A 14034-nucleotide genomic window follows, 5' to 3' on the forward strand; every position below is an offset into this window, starting at 1 on the left:
CGCCGCGGCCTGCCGCCGGCGCGCATTCGCACCGATAACGACGAGACGCCCCACCGATGAACGCACTGGAACACCAACTCGACTATCCCTTCGCCGACACGCTGCCCGCCGCGGGCGACACGTTCGAGGTCGCGCCCGGCGTGCGCTGGCTGCGCATGCCGCTGCCGTTCTCGCTCGATCACATCAACCTGTGGCTGCTGCGCGACGAGATCGACGGGCAGGCCGGCTGGACGATCGTCGATTGCGGGATCTCGTCGGATGCGATCCGCACGCACTGGGAGCAGATCTTCGATACGCATCTCGACGGCCTGCCCGTGCTGCGCGTGCTCGTCACGCACTGCCACCCCGATCACTTCGGGCTCGCGAACTGGCTGTGCGAAGGCGGCGACAAGGGGCGCTGGAACGTGCGGCTGTGGATGACGCTCGGCGAATACATGTTCGGCTGCCTGATGGCGGCCGGCAACGGCTCGAACGCGGGCGGCGCGGCCGCCGCCGATCATTTCGCGCGCCACGGGCTGACCGATCCCGCCGCACTCGACAAGCTGCGCAACCGCCGCAGCTACTACTCCGATCTCGTGCCGGCCGTGCCGCCGCGCTACCGGCGCCTGCGCGAAGGCGACGCGGTGACGATCGGCGTGCGCACGTGGCGCGTCGTCACCGGCTACGGCCATTCGCCTGAACATTGCGCGCTGCACAGCGAAGCGGACGGCGTGCTGATCTCCGGCGACATGGTGCTGCCGCGCATCTCGACGAACGTGTCCGTGTTCGACCTCGAGCCGGAAGCGAACCCGCTCGCGCTGTACCTGCAGTCGCTCGGCCGCTACGAGACGATGGCGCCCGATACGCTCGTGCTGCCGTCGCACGGCAAGCCGTTCCGCGGCGTGCGCACGCGCATCGTGCAACTGCGCGAACACCACGACGCGCGGCTCGACGAAGTGCGCGTCGCGTGCGCGGAGCAGCCGATGAGCGCGGCCGACATCGTGCCGATCATGTTCCGCCGCCGCGAGCTCGACATCCACCAGATGACGTTCGCGCTCGGCGAGGCGCTCGCGCATTTGAACCTGCTGTGGCTCGCGGGCGAACTCGTGCGCGAGCAGGGCGACGACGGCGTGCTGCGGTTCAGCACCGCCGGCCGATAGCGCTTCGTTCTCCTTACACGACGGGTTCGTAGCGCCACCCGTCGCGATGCCATTGCATCGTGTGCGTCGGTTCGAGCGCCGCGAGAAACGCGGTGTCGTGCGACGCGACCACGATCGCGCCCGGGAAGCCGGCCAGCGCGGCTTCGATCGCGCGCACCGATTCGAGATCGAGGTGATTGGTCGGCTCGTCGAGCAGCAGCAGTTGCGCGGGCGTGCCGCGCCACAACGCGCACGCGAGCGCGGCCTTCAGCCGTTCGCCACCGCTCAGCTGGCGTGCCGGCTGCGTCGCGCGTGTCGCGTCGAGCTGCAACAGTGCGAGACGGCTGCGCAGGTCGCCTTCGGCGAGCGGCGTATCGAGCAGCCCCAGCTGCTCGACGATCGAGCGCTCGGGGGCGAGCAGCGCGAGCCGCTGGTCGAGATACGCGGCGCTCACGTGCGTCGTGCATGTGCCTGAACGCGGCGCGAGCTCGCCCGCGAGCATCCGCAGCAACGTCGATTTGCCGCAGCCGTTCGGGCCCGTCAGCGCGATGCGCACGGCGCCGCTCGCCGACCACGTGATTGAATCCGCATCCGCATCCGCATCGCCGGCCGCGCGCCACGGCAGTTGCGCGCGTTCGAGCGTGAACAACTGGCGGCGCGCGCTGACCTCGGTGCCGGGCAGCGACACGAGCACGGGCGCATCGGCTTCGACGCGCGCGGCCGCCTGCTGCACGCGTTCGTCGAGCGTTGCCTTGAATTCGTCCTGTTGGCGCCGGACCTGTCCCATGATGTTGCGCGCCGCACCCTTGCGACTCTGTTTTGCCATCGACGACAGATTGGCCGTCTTCGCATCGCGCAGCGAGCCGGCCGCGTGACGCTGGATCGTGTCGTGTTCCTGTTCGAGCCTGCGCCTCACGCGCCCGCGCTCGGTGCGCGCATGATCGAGTGCCGCCTGCGCGGCGTCCTGTTCCGCGTCGCGCTGCGCGCGGTAGAGCGCGTAGTTGCCGCCGTACGAGCGTGCGCCTTGCGGCGTCAGTTCGACGATGCGCTGCACTTCGGCGAGCAGCGCACGGTCGTGGCTCACGATCACGAGCCCGCCGCGCCAGCCGTCGAGCGCCGCGCACAGCCATGCGCGGCCCGGCGCGTCGAGATGGTTGGTCGGTTCGTCGAGCACGAGCAGGCCGGCGCCGGACAGCAATGCGCCGATCAGCGCGACGCGCGCGAGCTGGCCACCGCTCAGCGCGTGCGCGGGCGTGTCGGGTCGCACATCGTGCAGGCCGGCCGCGTCGAGTGCCGCGCGCAGCCGCTCGGCGAGATCCCAGCGATCGCCGATCAGGTCGAAGTCGTGCGGCTCCGCGCGGCCGGTCGCGAGACGCGCAAGCGCGCCGAGCGGCGCATCGAGCGCGGCGATCTGCGCGACGGTCCGCGGGCCGGCCGCAGCGTCGTCGTTGTGCTGCTGCGCGACGTAGGCGACCGGCACATGCCGGTCGATCGTCCCCGAACTCGGCGCGCAGCGGCCCGCGATCAGTTGCGCGAGTTGGCTCTTGCCGATGCCGTTGCGGCCGACGATGCCCGTCGGCGTGCGATCGATGGAAAGGTCGAGCGAATCGAACAGCGCGAAGCCGTCGTCGAAGCGGAAGGAAACGTGATGAAGCGCGACGAGCGCGCCGGTGGGCGTGGCTGCAGCCATAAGCACCTCCGAAAATGCGTGAAGACCTTCGCGCGGCGTGCGTGGCACGGCGGCGAAAACATTTTGGGAAGGCTTAGTTGTTCACTTTGGCTGGCGTCCGGTATGAGGAATAGGAGCGGAGTGTAGCAAGCGGGGCGCGCGGGCCGCAAGCGAGCGGCGCGAACGCCGTCGCTTGCGCGCCACGCGCGGTTACTGCACGGCGACCGTCGTGAAGTTCTGCCGTCCGAACGGACTCACGCGATAGCCGCTCACGTTCGTGCGCGTGAGCGCCGCGGCGGTCGGGTAGCCGAGCGGGATCCACAGCGCCTGGTCGTGGATGATCTTCTGCGCGGCTTCATACAGCTTCGTGCGCTTGGCCTGGTCGGCGGTCGACTTGCCGTCGACGATCAGCTTGTCGAGCTGCGCGTCGCAGAAGCGCGCGAAGTTGATGCCCGACTTCACTGCATTGCAACTGAACAGCGGCGACAGGTAGTTATCCGGATCGCCGTTGTCGCCGGCCCAGCCCATGAACAGCATGTCATGCTGGCCGAGCTTCGCCTGCTTGATCAGCTCGCCCCATTCGATCACCTTCACGTCGGCCTTCACGCCGATCTTCGCGAGGTCGGCCTGCAGCAGCTCCGCGCCGACCTTCGGGTTCGGGTTCAGCACGCTGCCGGTCGGGCGCGTCCAGATCGTCGTCGAGAAGCCGTTCGGGAAGCCGGCCTGCGCGAGCAGCTGCTTCGCCTTCGCGGGATCGTACGCATACGGCGCGACGTCCTTCGCGTAGCTCCACGTGTTCGGCGGATACGGGTTGTTCGCGGCCGTCGCGGTGTTGTCGAACACGACCTTCAGGTAGGTCGCGCGATCGAACGCGAGGTTCAGCGCCTCGCGCACCTTGTCGTTGTCGAGCGGCTTCTTCTGCGTGTTCAGCGCGACGAACGCGGTCATGAACGCGGGCGTCTGCACGACCTTCAGCGCGCTTTCGCCCTTCGCGGCGAGCACGTCCTGCGGTTTCGGCGACAGCGCGATCTGGCATTCGCCGGCCTTCACCTTCTGCAGGCGCACCGACGGGTCGGGCGTGATCGCGTAGATCAGCCGGTCGACCTTCGGCTTCGTGCCCCAGTACGTCGGGTTCGCGTCGTAGCGGATCAGCGCGTCCTTCGTATAGCTCTTCAGCACGAACGGGCCCGTGCCGACCGGCTTCGCGTTCAGGTCGGCCTGCTTGCCGGCCTTCAGCAGCTGGTCCGCGTATTCGGCCGAGTAGATCGACGCGAAGCCCATCGTCAGGATCGGCACGAACGTCGCGTTCGGCTCGTTCAGCACGAACTTCACGGTGCTGTCGTCGACCTTCGTGACCGACTTCACGAGCTTCACGAGGCCCATCGACTGCGCGTGCGGGAAGCCGCTCGCGCCGGCCACCTTGTGCCACGGGTTCGCATCGTCGAGCATCCGCGTGAACGTGAACACGACGTCGTCCGCGTCGAGCGCGCGGCCCGGCTTGAAATAGTCGGTGGTCTGGAACGCGACGTTCGGGCGCAGGTGGAACGTGTAGGTGAGGCCGTCGGCGCTCGCGTCCCATTTGTCGGCGAGCGCGGGCACGACCTTTTTCGCGGCTTCGTCGTACGACACGAGCGTGTTGAAGATCACGTCGGCCGATGCGTTGGTCGTGACGAGCGAGTTGTACTGCACGACGTCGAAGCCGTCCGGGCTCGATTCCGTGCAGACGGTGAGCGGCTTGGCGGCAGCGAGGCCGGGGGCGGCGAGTGCGGCGGCGACCGCGGCCGCGGCGAACAGCTTGACGTGCATAGGATCTCCCACGTGGCTTGTGCTTTTTGCTTGGTGATGCTTGGTGACGGGATGCGGGCGCGGCCCGGAAGCGGGCGGGGCCGGCGCGGCTGGCGAATAGCATACCGGCAAAGCGTGCGACGCGTGAAAAAAGGCGCCGGAACGCGGTGAATTGACCGAAAAACGGCTGCGTTCGCGACGGAACGGGTGTTGGAGCGGCACCGGCGCCGCACATGGGGCTGGCCGGGCGCGTGCATACGGGAGGCGGCGGCCGGACCGGCGAAAGAGGGCGTGGAGCCCGCACGGACTCGGGTCCAGCTGCGAACGCGGGGCGAGCGCGCTGCCGAGGGGGAGCCGGCGGGAAGAAGGCGCGGAGAGGGTGTGGAGAGGGTGTGGAGAGGGTGTGGAGAGGGCGCGGAGAGGGCGCGGAGAGGGCGCGGAGAGGGCGCGGAGAGGGTGTGGAGAGGGTGTGGAGAAGGCGCGGAGAAGGCGCGGAGAGGGCGCGGAGAAGGCGCGGAGAAGGCGCGGAGAAGGCGCGGAGAAGGCGCGGAGAGGGTGTGGAGACGGCGTGGAGCGGGCGGGGCAACGACGCTTGTGCCGCCGAAACCGGAGCGCCGTTGCGACGATCGAATTGCCGAACGAGCCGCGCGGCGGGCCAACCCGCCGGTGCGTCAGTGCGCGCCGGCCTTCGGCTTGCGCGGCGCCTTCTCGAACAGGCGGTCGTACAGCCAGCGCGGCAGCACGTGCAGCACCTTCGCGACGACGCCCATCTGCCACGGAATCACGCGGAACGCGTGCTGCCGCGCGATCGCTTTCGCCGCGCGCGCGGCGAAGCGGTCGGCGTCCATCAGGAACGGCATCCGGTACGGGTTGTGCGCGGTCATCGGCGTGCGGATGTAGCCGGGCGCGATCGTCACGACGCCGACGCCGGCCGGGCGCAGCTCGACGCGCAGCGATTCGAGATACTTGATCGCAGCCGACTTCGACGCGCTGTACGCGCCGGAGCCGGGCAGGCCGCGCACGCCGGCGACGCTCGCGACGCCGACCAGCGTGCCGTGGCGCGACGCCGTCATCGGGCCGACGAACGGCTCGAACGTCGCGACCATCCCGTAGTAGTTGATGTCCATCACGTTGCGGAACGTCGCGAGATCGCCCTGGCCCGTGACGGCGCCCTGGCTGATGCCCGCGTTCGCGATCACGACGTCCGGGCAGCCGTGCGTCGCGATGAACGACGCGGCGGCCGTCGCGAGCGCGTCGGCATCGCGCACGTCGGCGGAATAGACGGAGATGGACAGCTTCGGGAAACGCCGCGCGAACGCATCGAGCGCCTCGGTGCGCCGCGCGACGAGCGCGAGCGTGGCGCCCTGGCGGGCGTATTCCTCGGCCATCGCGAGGCCGAGGCCGCTCGACGCGCCGGTGATGAAGACCTTCAGCGGAGTAGTCATGCCGGCGCGCGGGCGGGAATCAAAGCTTCTTGTCCTGAACCTGCTTCACGAGGAAATCGAGCACCTGGGCGGTACCCGGGATGCTGTTCGCGTAAGCGGGGCCCGTCTTGTACTTGCCCTGGACGACGACTGTCGGCACGCCGTCGATCGCGTAGTCCTTCAGCAGCTTGGCCGACTGGTTCACCTCGCCCTGCACGCTGAACGAGTTGTACGCGTCCATGAACTTCTTCTTGTCGACGCCCTGCGTGACCAGGAAGTCGGCCTGCGCCTGCGGCGTCAGCAGGTAGTTCTTCTGCTTGTGGATCGCGTTGAAGATCGCCGGCGTGACCTTCTCGGAGATGCCGAGCGCGGACACCGCATAGAACAGCTTCGAGTGCGGCACGAAATCGTCACGGAATGCGACCGGCACGCGCTTGAAGTCGATGTTGTTGCCCTGCTTCTTCACCCAGGCCTCGATCGTCGGCTCGAATTCGTAGCAGTGCGGGCAGCCGTACCAGAAGAACTCGATCACCTCGACCTTGCCGGCCGGCGCGGACACCGGCTGCGGGGACTTCATCACCTCGAAGTCCTTGCCGGCGACCGGCGCGGCGGGCGTTGCCTGGGCGAAGCCGGCCGCGAGGCCCAGGGACAGAAGGAGCGTGCTAAGCAGTTTTTTCATGTTGTGAACGTCGAATCAGTTGCTCGGGTTACGAAACGTAACGGGTTCTGCGTGGGCTCGACCGGCTGCCTACTGCTTCGTGAAGCGGATCACCGCCGTGTCGACACCTGCATCGGACAAGCGCTGACGGGCCGAGTTCATGTCCTCGAACTTCGAGAACGGGCCGACGCGCACGCGGAAATAGGTCACGCCGCTGACATCGCGCTTCGACACCTTCGACTCGAAGCCCTGGAAGCCGAGGCGCGCGCGCTGCTGCTCGGCGTCGCCTTCCGTCTTGTACGCGCCGACCTGCAGGAAGTAGCCGGTATTCGCGTCGCTCGCGGTCGGCGGTTTCGCTGCCGCGGCGGCGGTGGCCGACGACGTCGGCTTCGGCGTGTTCGCGGCCTGCTGCTGTTGCTGCTTTTGCGCGGCGGCCTGTTGCGCCTGCTTCTGCGCGGCGAAGCGCGCGAGGTCGTCCTCGCCGGCCTGCTGCTGCTGCGGTTGCGTCTTCTTCGGCGGCGTGGTGTCGGCCGGCTTCGGCGCGACGGCGACGCCGTTACCCGACGACGTATTGTTCGACGCGGTCGTGTTGCTCGAGCTGCCGGTGTTGTTCGAGCCGCTCGACCCGTTGGCCGACGGCGGCACTTCGACGATCTGCGGCTCGGGCAACAGGCCGCCCTGGGTCTGGTTCGCGGCCTGGCCGGGCGCGGTGTTGGGCGGCGCGGGCTGCGCGGCCTGCGGCACCGGCTGGCCGGGCGTCTTGCCCTGCAGCGCGCGGTTCGGGTCGAACTGCTGCGGCTGGCTCGCGCCGTTGTCGGCCGGCGGCGGCGCGACCTTCGACACGAACGGCGACGGCGAACGCGTGATGTAGAGCGCCACCACCACGGCGATCGCGAGGCCGACGATCAGGCCCAGCACGATTCCAAGAAATGTCCCTCCGGCTTGTTTCGATTGTTTCGAAGTGCGGCGTGGTTGTGCCATTGCTTGAGTCACCTGCAAAAAGAATCGTGAAAAGGCCGCGGCGGGCTATCCGACGGCGGTTAATCCGACGGCGGGCGCTGCCGCGGCCATTCGCTGCCCGGTTCGGGCCGCTTGCGTCCTTACATCTTGGCTGGCGCGGACACGCCGAGCACCGCCAGGCCGTTCTCGAGCACCTGCCGCGTCGCGGCGAGGAGCGCGGCGCGCGCATTGCGCGGCGCTTCGTCGTCGACCAGCACGCGCTCCGCATTGTAGAACGAGTGGAATTCACCAGCGAGATCGCGCAGGTAGAACGCGACCGCGTGCGGCGCCAGCTCGTTCGCTGCGTGCGTGAGCATGTCCGGATACTCGGCGAGCTTCTGCATCAGCGATGCCGCTTGCGCGCTCGTCAGTTGCGACAGGTCGGCGCCCGGCAGTTGCGCGGCGTCGACGTTGTAGCGCGACTTCAATTCGTTGAGCACCGAGCAGATCCGCGCATGTGCGTACTGGACGTAATAGACCGGATTTTCGTCGTTCTGTTTCAGCGCGAGGTCGATGTCGAACACGAACTCGGTATCGGCCTTGCGCGAGATCAGGAAGAAGCGCACCGCGTCGCGGCCGCGCGTGATGGTCGCCTCGTCGATCAGGTCGGGCGCCGCTTCCTGGCCCGCCGCGGCACCGCCCGACCATTCGATCAGGTCGCGCACCGTCACGTAGCTGCCCGCGCGCTTCGAGATCTTCACTTCCTGGCCGTCGCGCATCACGGTGACCATCTTGTGCAGCACGTAGTCGGGATAGCCCTTCGGGATCCCGATGTGCAGCCCCTGCAGGCCCGCGCGCACGCGCGCGATCGTGCCGTGGTGGTCCGAGCCCTGGATGTTGATCACCTTCGTGAAGCCGCGCTCCCACTTGGTCACGTGGTACGCGACGTCCGGTACGAAGTACGTGTACGTGCCGTCCGACTTGCGCATCACGCGATCCTTGTCGTCGCCTTCGTCGGTCGTGCGCAGCCACAGCGCGCCGTCCTGCTCGTAGGTCATGCCGGCCTTGATCAGCGCGTCGACCGTCTTCTCGACGCGGCCTTCGCTGTACAGCGACGACTCGAGGTAGTACTGGTCGAACTTCACGCCGAACGCCTGCAGGTCCATGTCCTGTTCGCGACGCAGGTACGTGACCGCGAACTTGCGGATCGCGTCGAGATCCTCGACGTCGCCCGTGCCCTTGACGGGCTCGCCGTCCGACGCGGCGACCGTTTCGCCGTTCAGGTAGTCGCGTGCGATGTCGGCGATGTATTCGCCGTTGTACGCGGCTTCCGGCCAGCCCGCGTCGCCCGGCTTCAGGCCGCGCGCGCGCGCCTGCGTCGAGATCGCGAGGTTGCCGATCTGCACGCCTGCGTCGTTGTAGTAGAACTCGCGGTGCACTGCGTAGCCCTGGCTCGCGATCACGTTCGCGAGCACGTCGCCGAGCGCGGCCTGGCGGCCGTGGCCGACGTGCAGCGGGCCGGTCGGGTTCGCCGACACGAATTCGAGCAACACCTGCTTGCCTTTCTCGCGATCCGACGTGCCGAATGCACGGCCCTGGTCGAACACGGCGGTGATCACCGCCTGCTTCGCGGCGGCCGACAGGCGCAGGTTGATGAAGCCGGGGCCGGCGATTTCGGCGGCTTCGACGAGCCCTTGCGCGGCCGGCTGCGCGGTGAGCGCGGCGACGATCTGCTCGGCGAGCTGGCGCGGGTTCGCGCCGAGCGGCTTGGCGAGCTGCATCGCGACGTTGCACGCGACGTCGCCGTGCGCGGCGACCTTCGGGCGCTCCAGCGTGATGGCCGGGGCGACGAACGCTGCGTCGGCGCCTTTCAGCGCGTGTGCGACCTGCTTGACGCTATCCGCGAGCAGGGCTTCGAGGGTCTGTTTGTGTGCTGGCAGCATGCTGGTAGAAGGCTTCGTTGGTGGCGGCCGGAAACGCCGGGCCGCCGGCGCGCTTTTTAAGCGCGCGTTTCAGGGATCGCAGAATTTTAACAGGTGCTAATATGCCGCTCAGGCGCCCCGCGTCCGCGAGGCCGGACGCCGGTCTGCCGGCGTTCCCCCAACCTCGCCGCGCAGGCACAACAAGATGAAAAGGGAATTGTCATGATTACGTTCAAGAGCAAGGCGGCACAGGATCTCGACGTGCTGAAGGATTTCGCGGTGTATGTGCTGGGCCTCGTCGGCAAGCAGCTGGGCGAGCGCGGTGTGATTACGCACGACGAGCTGGACCACGCGATCGCGAAGCTGGAAGGCGCAGTTGCGCAGGCGAAGCAGGCGCGCGCCGAGCACGCCGGCCATTTCCACGAGGACGAAGCCGATCACGCGCATCACGAAGTGCCGCCGAACCTGGCCCAGCGTGTCGCGCCGTTCCTCACGATGCTGCGCGAGGCGAAAGCCGGCGAAGCCGATGTGCACTGGGGCTTCTGAGCTTCCTTGCCCGGCAGTACGAAAGTTTGGTAAGGCAGGAAAAAGCCCGCTTCCGAGCGGGCTTTTTCTTTTTGTCTGACCAAACGGGCGGTCGGCCGCCCGTTTGCATCGATCAGAGCTGCGGCGCGAGCGCGCGGCGCGCGTCGTCGAGCGACAGCGCCATGCGCCGAGCGTAGTCCTCGAGCTGATCCTGCCCGATTTTGCCGACCGAGAAATAGCGGCTGTCCGGATGCGCGAGGTAGAAGCCCGACACGCTCGCGGCCGGCAGCATCGCCAGCGAGTCGGTCACGCTCATGCCGATCTCGTCCGCATGCAGCACGTCGAACATGTCGCGCTTCACGAGGTGATCGGGGCAGGCCGGGTAGCCTGGTGCCGGGCGGATGCCCGCGTACTTTTCCGCGATCAGCGCGTCGTTGTCGAGCGTCTCGCCGCTCGCGTAACCCCACAGCTCGCGTCGCACGCGCGCATGCATCGCCTCGGCGAACGCTTCCGCGAAGCGGTCGGCGAGCGCCTTCAGCATGATCGCGCTGTAGTCGTCGTGGTCGGCTTCGAACTGCTTTTCCTTCACGTCGACGCCGAGGCCGGCCGTCACCGCGAACATCCCGATGTAGTCGGCGACGCCCGATTCCTTCGGCGCGATGAAATCGGCGAGCGAGCGGTTCGGCCGCATCACGCCGTCGACCACCGGGCGCACGCTCTGCTGGCGCAGGTTGCGCCACGTGAGCAGTACTTCCGAGCGCGATTCGTCGCTGTAGATCTCGATGTCGTCGTCGTTGACGGTGTTCGCCGGCAGCAGCGCGATCACGCCGTTGGCGCTCAGCCAGCGGCCCTGGATCAGGCGCGCGAGCATCGATTTCGCGTCGGAGAACACGCGCCGCGCCGATTCGCCGACGATCTCGTCGTTCAGGATCGCCGGGTACGGGCCTGCCAGGTCCCACGTCTGGAAGAACGGGCCCCAGTCGATGTAGTTCGCGAGTTCGTTCAGGTCGTAGTTCTTGAACACGCGGCGGCCGATGAACTTCGGCTTCACGGGCGTGTAGCCGGCCCAGTCGACCTTCGTCCTGTTCGCGCGCGCCTCGGCGAGCGTGACCATCGGCTGCGCCTTGCGGTTCGCGTGCTGGTCGCGGATGCGTTCGTAGTCGGACTTCAGCTCGTCGAGATACTTCGTCGCGCCTTCGTCGGACAGCAGGCTCGACGCGACCGACACCGAGCGCGACGCGTCGGGCACGTAGACGACCGGGCCCTCGTAGTGCGGCGCGATCTTCACGGCCGTGTGCACGCGCGACGTGGTCGCGCCGCCGATCAGCAACGGGATCTTCTTCACGCGGAAGTAGTCGTCGCGCTGCATTTCGGACGCGACATACGCCATTTCCTCGAGGCTCGGCGTGATGAGGCCCGACAGCCCGATGATGTCCGCGCCCTCGACCTTCGCCTTCGCGAGGATCTCGTTGCACGGGACCATCACGCCCATGTTGACCACTTCGAAGTTGTTGCACTGGAGCACGACCGACACGATGTTCTTGCCGATGTCGTGCACGTCGCCCTTCACGGTCGCGATGACGATCTTGCCCTTCGCGCGCACGTCGCCGCCCGCTTCCGCGAGCAGGCGCTTCTCTTCCTCGATGAACGGGATCAGGTGCGCGACGGCCTGCTTCATCACGCGCGCCGACTTCACGACCTGCGGCAGGAACATCTTGCCCTGGCCGAACAGGTCGCCGACGATGTTCATCCCGTCCATCAGCGGGCCTTCGATCACGTTGATCGGGCGACCGCCGGCCGCGTCGATCTTCGCGCGCACTTCTTCGGTGTCCTCGACGATGAAGGTCGTGATGCCGTGCACGAGCGCGTGCGAGAGCCGCTTCTCGACCGGCTGGTTGCGCCACTCGAGGTTCTCTTCCTTCTTCGCGCCGCCCGCCTTGAACTTGTCGGCGATCTCGAGCAGGCGGTCGGTGGAATCGGCGCGGCGGTTCAGGATCACGTCCTCGACGCGCTCGCGCAGCTCGGCGTCGAGCTCGGCGTATACGCCGAGCTGGCCGGCGTTGACGATGCCCATGTCCATGCCGGCCTGGATCGCGTGGTACAGGAACACGGTGTGGATCGCCTCGCGCACCGGGTCGTTGCCGCGGAACGAGAACGACACGTTCGACACGCCGCCGCTCACCTTCGCGTACGGCAGGTTCTGCTTGATCCAGCGGGTCGCCTCGATGAAGTCGACCGCGTAGTTGTTGTGCTCCTCGATGCCGGTCGCGACCGCGAAGATGTTCGGGTCGAAGATGATGTCTTCCGGCGGGAAGCCGACTTCGGTCACGAGGAAGTCGTACGAGCGCTTGCAGATCTCGGTCTTGCGTTCGTACGTGTCGGCCTGTCCCTTCTCGTCGAACGCCATCACGACGGCGGCCGCGCCGTAGCGGCGGATCAGGTTCGCGTGGCGGCGGAACGCTTCCTCGCCTTCCTTCAGCGAGATCGAGTTCACGATCGCCTTGCCCTGCACGCACTTGAGGCCGGCCTCGATCACGTCCCACTTCGACGAGTCGATCATGATCGGCACGCGCGCGATGTCCGGCTCCGACGCGATCAGGTTCAGGAAGCGCACCATCGCCGCCTTCGAATCGAGCATCGCCTCGTCCATGTTGATGTCGATCACCTGCGCGCCGTTCTCGACCTGCTGGCGCGCGACGGCGAGCGCCTCGTCGAACTGGCCGTTGAGGATCATTCGCGCGAACGCCTTCGAGCCGGTGACGTTGGTGCGTTCACCGACGTTGATGAAGAGCGTTCCGGACGTGACGTTGAACGGCTCGAGGCCGGCAAGGCGCATCATGTGATCGGTCATGGCGGTGCGAATTCGTGTAATGAAGGGCGTGGGGCGGTCGGGTCAGGCGTTGTCGCTGTACTGGTTCGGCCAGCGGCGCGGCTTCACGTCGGCGAGCGCCTTCGCGATCTCGGCGATGTGCTCGGGCGTCGTGCCGCAGCAACCACCCGCGAGGTTCACGAGCCCGGCCTGCGCGAATTCCTTCAGCAGGCCCGACGTGACGTCCGGCGTTTCGTCGAAGCCGGTGTCGCTCATCGGGTTCGGCAGGCCCGCGTTCGGGTAGCACGACACGTAGGTGTCGCACAGTTTCGCGAGCTCGGCGATGTACGGGCGCATCAGCGCCGCGCCGAGCGCGCAGTTCAGGCCGAACGTGAGCGGCTTCGCGTGGCGCAGCGAATTCCAGAACGCCTCGACCGTCTGGCCCGACAGGATCCGGCCCGACGCGTCGGTGACGGTGCCCGAGATCATGATCGGCAGGCGCTCGCCGGTGTCCTCGAACAGCTCGTCGAGCGCGAACAGCGCGGCTTTCGCGTTCAGCGTGTCGAAGATCGTCTCGACGAGGAACAGGTCGACGCCGCCGTCGAGCAGCGCCTTCGCCTGCTGGTAGTACGCGTCGCGCAGCTCGTCGAACGTGACGTTGCGGGCGCCCGGATCGTTGACGTCCGGCGAGATGCTCGCCGTCTTCGGCGTCGGCCCGATCGCGCCCGCGACGAAGCGCGGTTTGTCCGGCGTCGCGTATTTCGCGGCCGATTCGCGCGCGAGCTTCGCCGATTCGACGTTCATCTCGACGACGAGATCTTCCATCCCGTAGTCGGCTTGCGCGACCGTCGTCGCGCCGAACGTGTTGGTTTCGACGATGTCGGCGCCGGCCGCGAAGTACTGGTCGTGGATCTCGCGGATGATCTGCGGCTGCGTGAGCGACAGCAGCTCGTTGTTGCCCTTGATGTCGCGCGTGAAATCCTTGAAGCGCTCGCCGCGATACGCGGCTTCGTCGAGCTTGTAGCGCTGGATCATCGTGCCCATCGCGCCGTCGAGGATCAGGATGCGCGATTTCAGCAGCGCGGGCAGTGCGGCGCCGCGCGTGTAGGGCGCGTCGAGCGGGACGGAAGCGGCGAGAGGAGTCGCAGACATGGGCGGAGGACCGGCGAAGACGGGAAAAGCGTC

The 14034-nt window shown here is 67.6% G+C and carries 10 protein-coding genes; 2 read left to right on the forward strand and 8 right to left on the reverse strand.

Features of this window, described 5'->3' with window-relative positions; genetic code table 11:
* Window positions 1-56: 56 nt before the first annotated feature.
* Window positions 57-1139, forward strand: coding sequence for an MBL fold metallo-hydrolase (locus OEJ37_RS03865; RefSeq protein WP_175919471.1), 1083 nt, complete (start codon window positions 57-59; stop codon window positions 1137-1139).
* Window positions 1140-1152: 13 nt separating this feature from the next.
* Here OEJ37_RS03865 and OEJ37_RS03870 read toward each other — a convergent pair whose 3' ends face one another.
* The 6 genes from OEJ37_RS03870 to argS form a co-directional block, all read right to left on the reverse strand.
* A complete protein-coding gene (locus OEJ37_RS03870; RefSeq protein ID WP_263343251.1) occupies window positions 1153-2808 on the reverse strand; it encodes an ABC-F family ATP-binding cassette domain-containing protein in 1656 nt (551 codons plus the stop codon).
* Between the two features lie 189 nt (window positions 2809-2997).
* Window positions 2998-4593 (reverse strand): ABC transporter substrate-binding protein, encoded by a 1596-nt coding sequence (locus OEJ37_RS03875; RefSeq protein ID WP_174419922.1) that lies wholly within the window; start codon window positions 4591-4593, stop codon window positions 2998-3000.
* 650 nt (window positions 4594-5243) lie between these two features.
* Window positions 5244-6017 (reverse strand): SDR family oxidoreductase, encoded by a 774-nt coding sequence (locus OEJ37_RS03880; RefSeq protein ID WP_174419921.1) that lies wholly within the window; start codon window positions 6015-6017, stop codon window positions 5244-5246.
* Window positions 6018-6036: 19 nt separating this feature from the next.
* Window positions 6037-6675, reverse strand: coding sequence for a thiol:disulfide interchange protein DsbA/DsbL (locus OEJ37_RS03885; protein ID WP_263343253.1), 639 nt, complete (start codon window positions 6673-6675; stop codon window positions 6037-6039).
* A gap of 69 nt (window positions 6676-6744) precedes the next feature.
* Window positions 6745-7635 (reverse strand): SPOR domain-containing protein, encoded by an 891-nt coding sequence (locus OEJ37_RS03890; RefSeq protein WP_263343255.1) that lies wholly within the window; start codon window positions 7633-7635, stop codon window positions 6745-6747.
* A 119-nt stretch (window positions 7636-7754) separates the two neighbouring features.
* Complete coding sequence (argS, locus tag OEJ37_RS03895; RefSeq protein WP_175919467.1) at window positions 7755-9536, reverse strand: arginine--tRNA ligase; 1782 nt, start codon at window positions 9534-9536, stop codon at window positions 7755-7757.
* Window positions 9537-9737: 201 nt separating this feature from the next.
* On the opposite strand from argS, the gene OEJ37_RS03900 reads away from it, so the two are divergent.
* The gene (locus tag OEJ37_RS03900) at window positions 9738-10061 is read left to right on the forward strand and encodes a DUF1840 domain-containing protein (protein WP_263343256.1); all 324 of its coding nucleotides are present in this window, start codon (window positions 9738-9740) and stop codon (window positions 10059-10061) included.
* 112 nt (window positions 10062-10173) lie between these two features.
* Here the strand turns inward: OEJ37_RS03900 and metH are convergent, their stop codons facing one another.
* Together metH and OEJ37_RS03910 are read right to left on the reverse strand one after the other, a co-directional pair.
* Window positions 10174-12891 carry a methionine synthase gene (metH, locus tag OEJ37_RS03905; protein ID WP_175919466.1) on the reverse strand — a complete coding sequence of 906 codons (2718 nt, stop codon included), beginning with the start codon at window positions 12889-12891 and terminating at the stop codon, window positions 10174-10176.
* Between the two features lie 42 nt (window positions 12892-12933).
* Window positions 12934-14001 (reverse strand): homocysteine S-methyltransferase family protein, encoded by a 1068-nt coding sequence (locus OEJ37_RS03910; RefSeq protein WP_263343257.1) that lies wholly within the window; start codon window positions 13999-14001, stop codon window positions 12934-12936.
* Window positions 14002-14034 lie beyond the last annotated feature (33 nt).

This window comes from Burkholderia sp. BKH01 (genome assembly GCF_025685725.1).
Taxonomy (GTDB): domain Bacteria; phylum Pseudomonadota; class Gammaproteobacteria; order Burkholderiales; family Burkholderiaceae; genus Burkholderia; species Burkholderia pyrrocinia_C.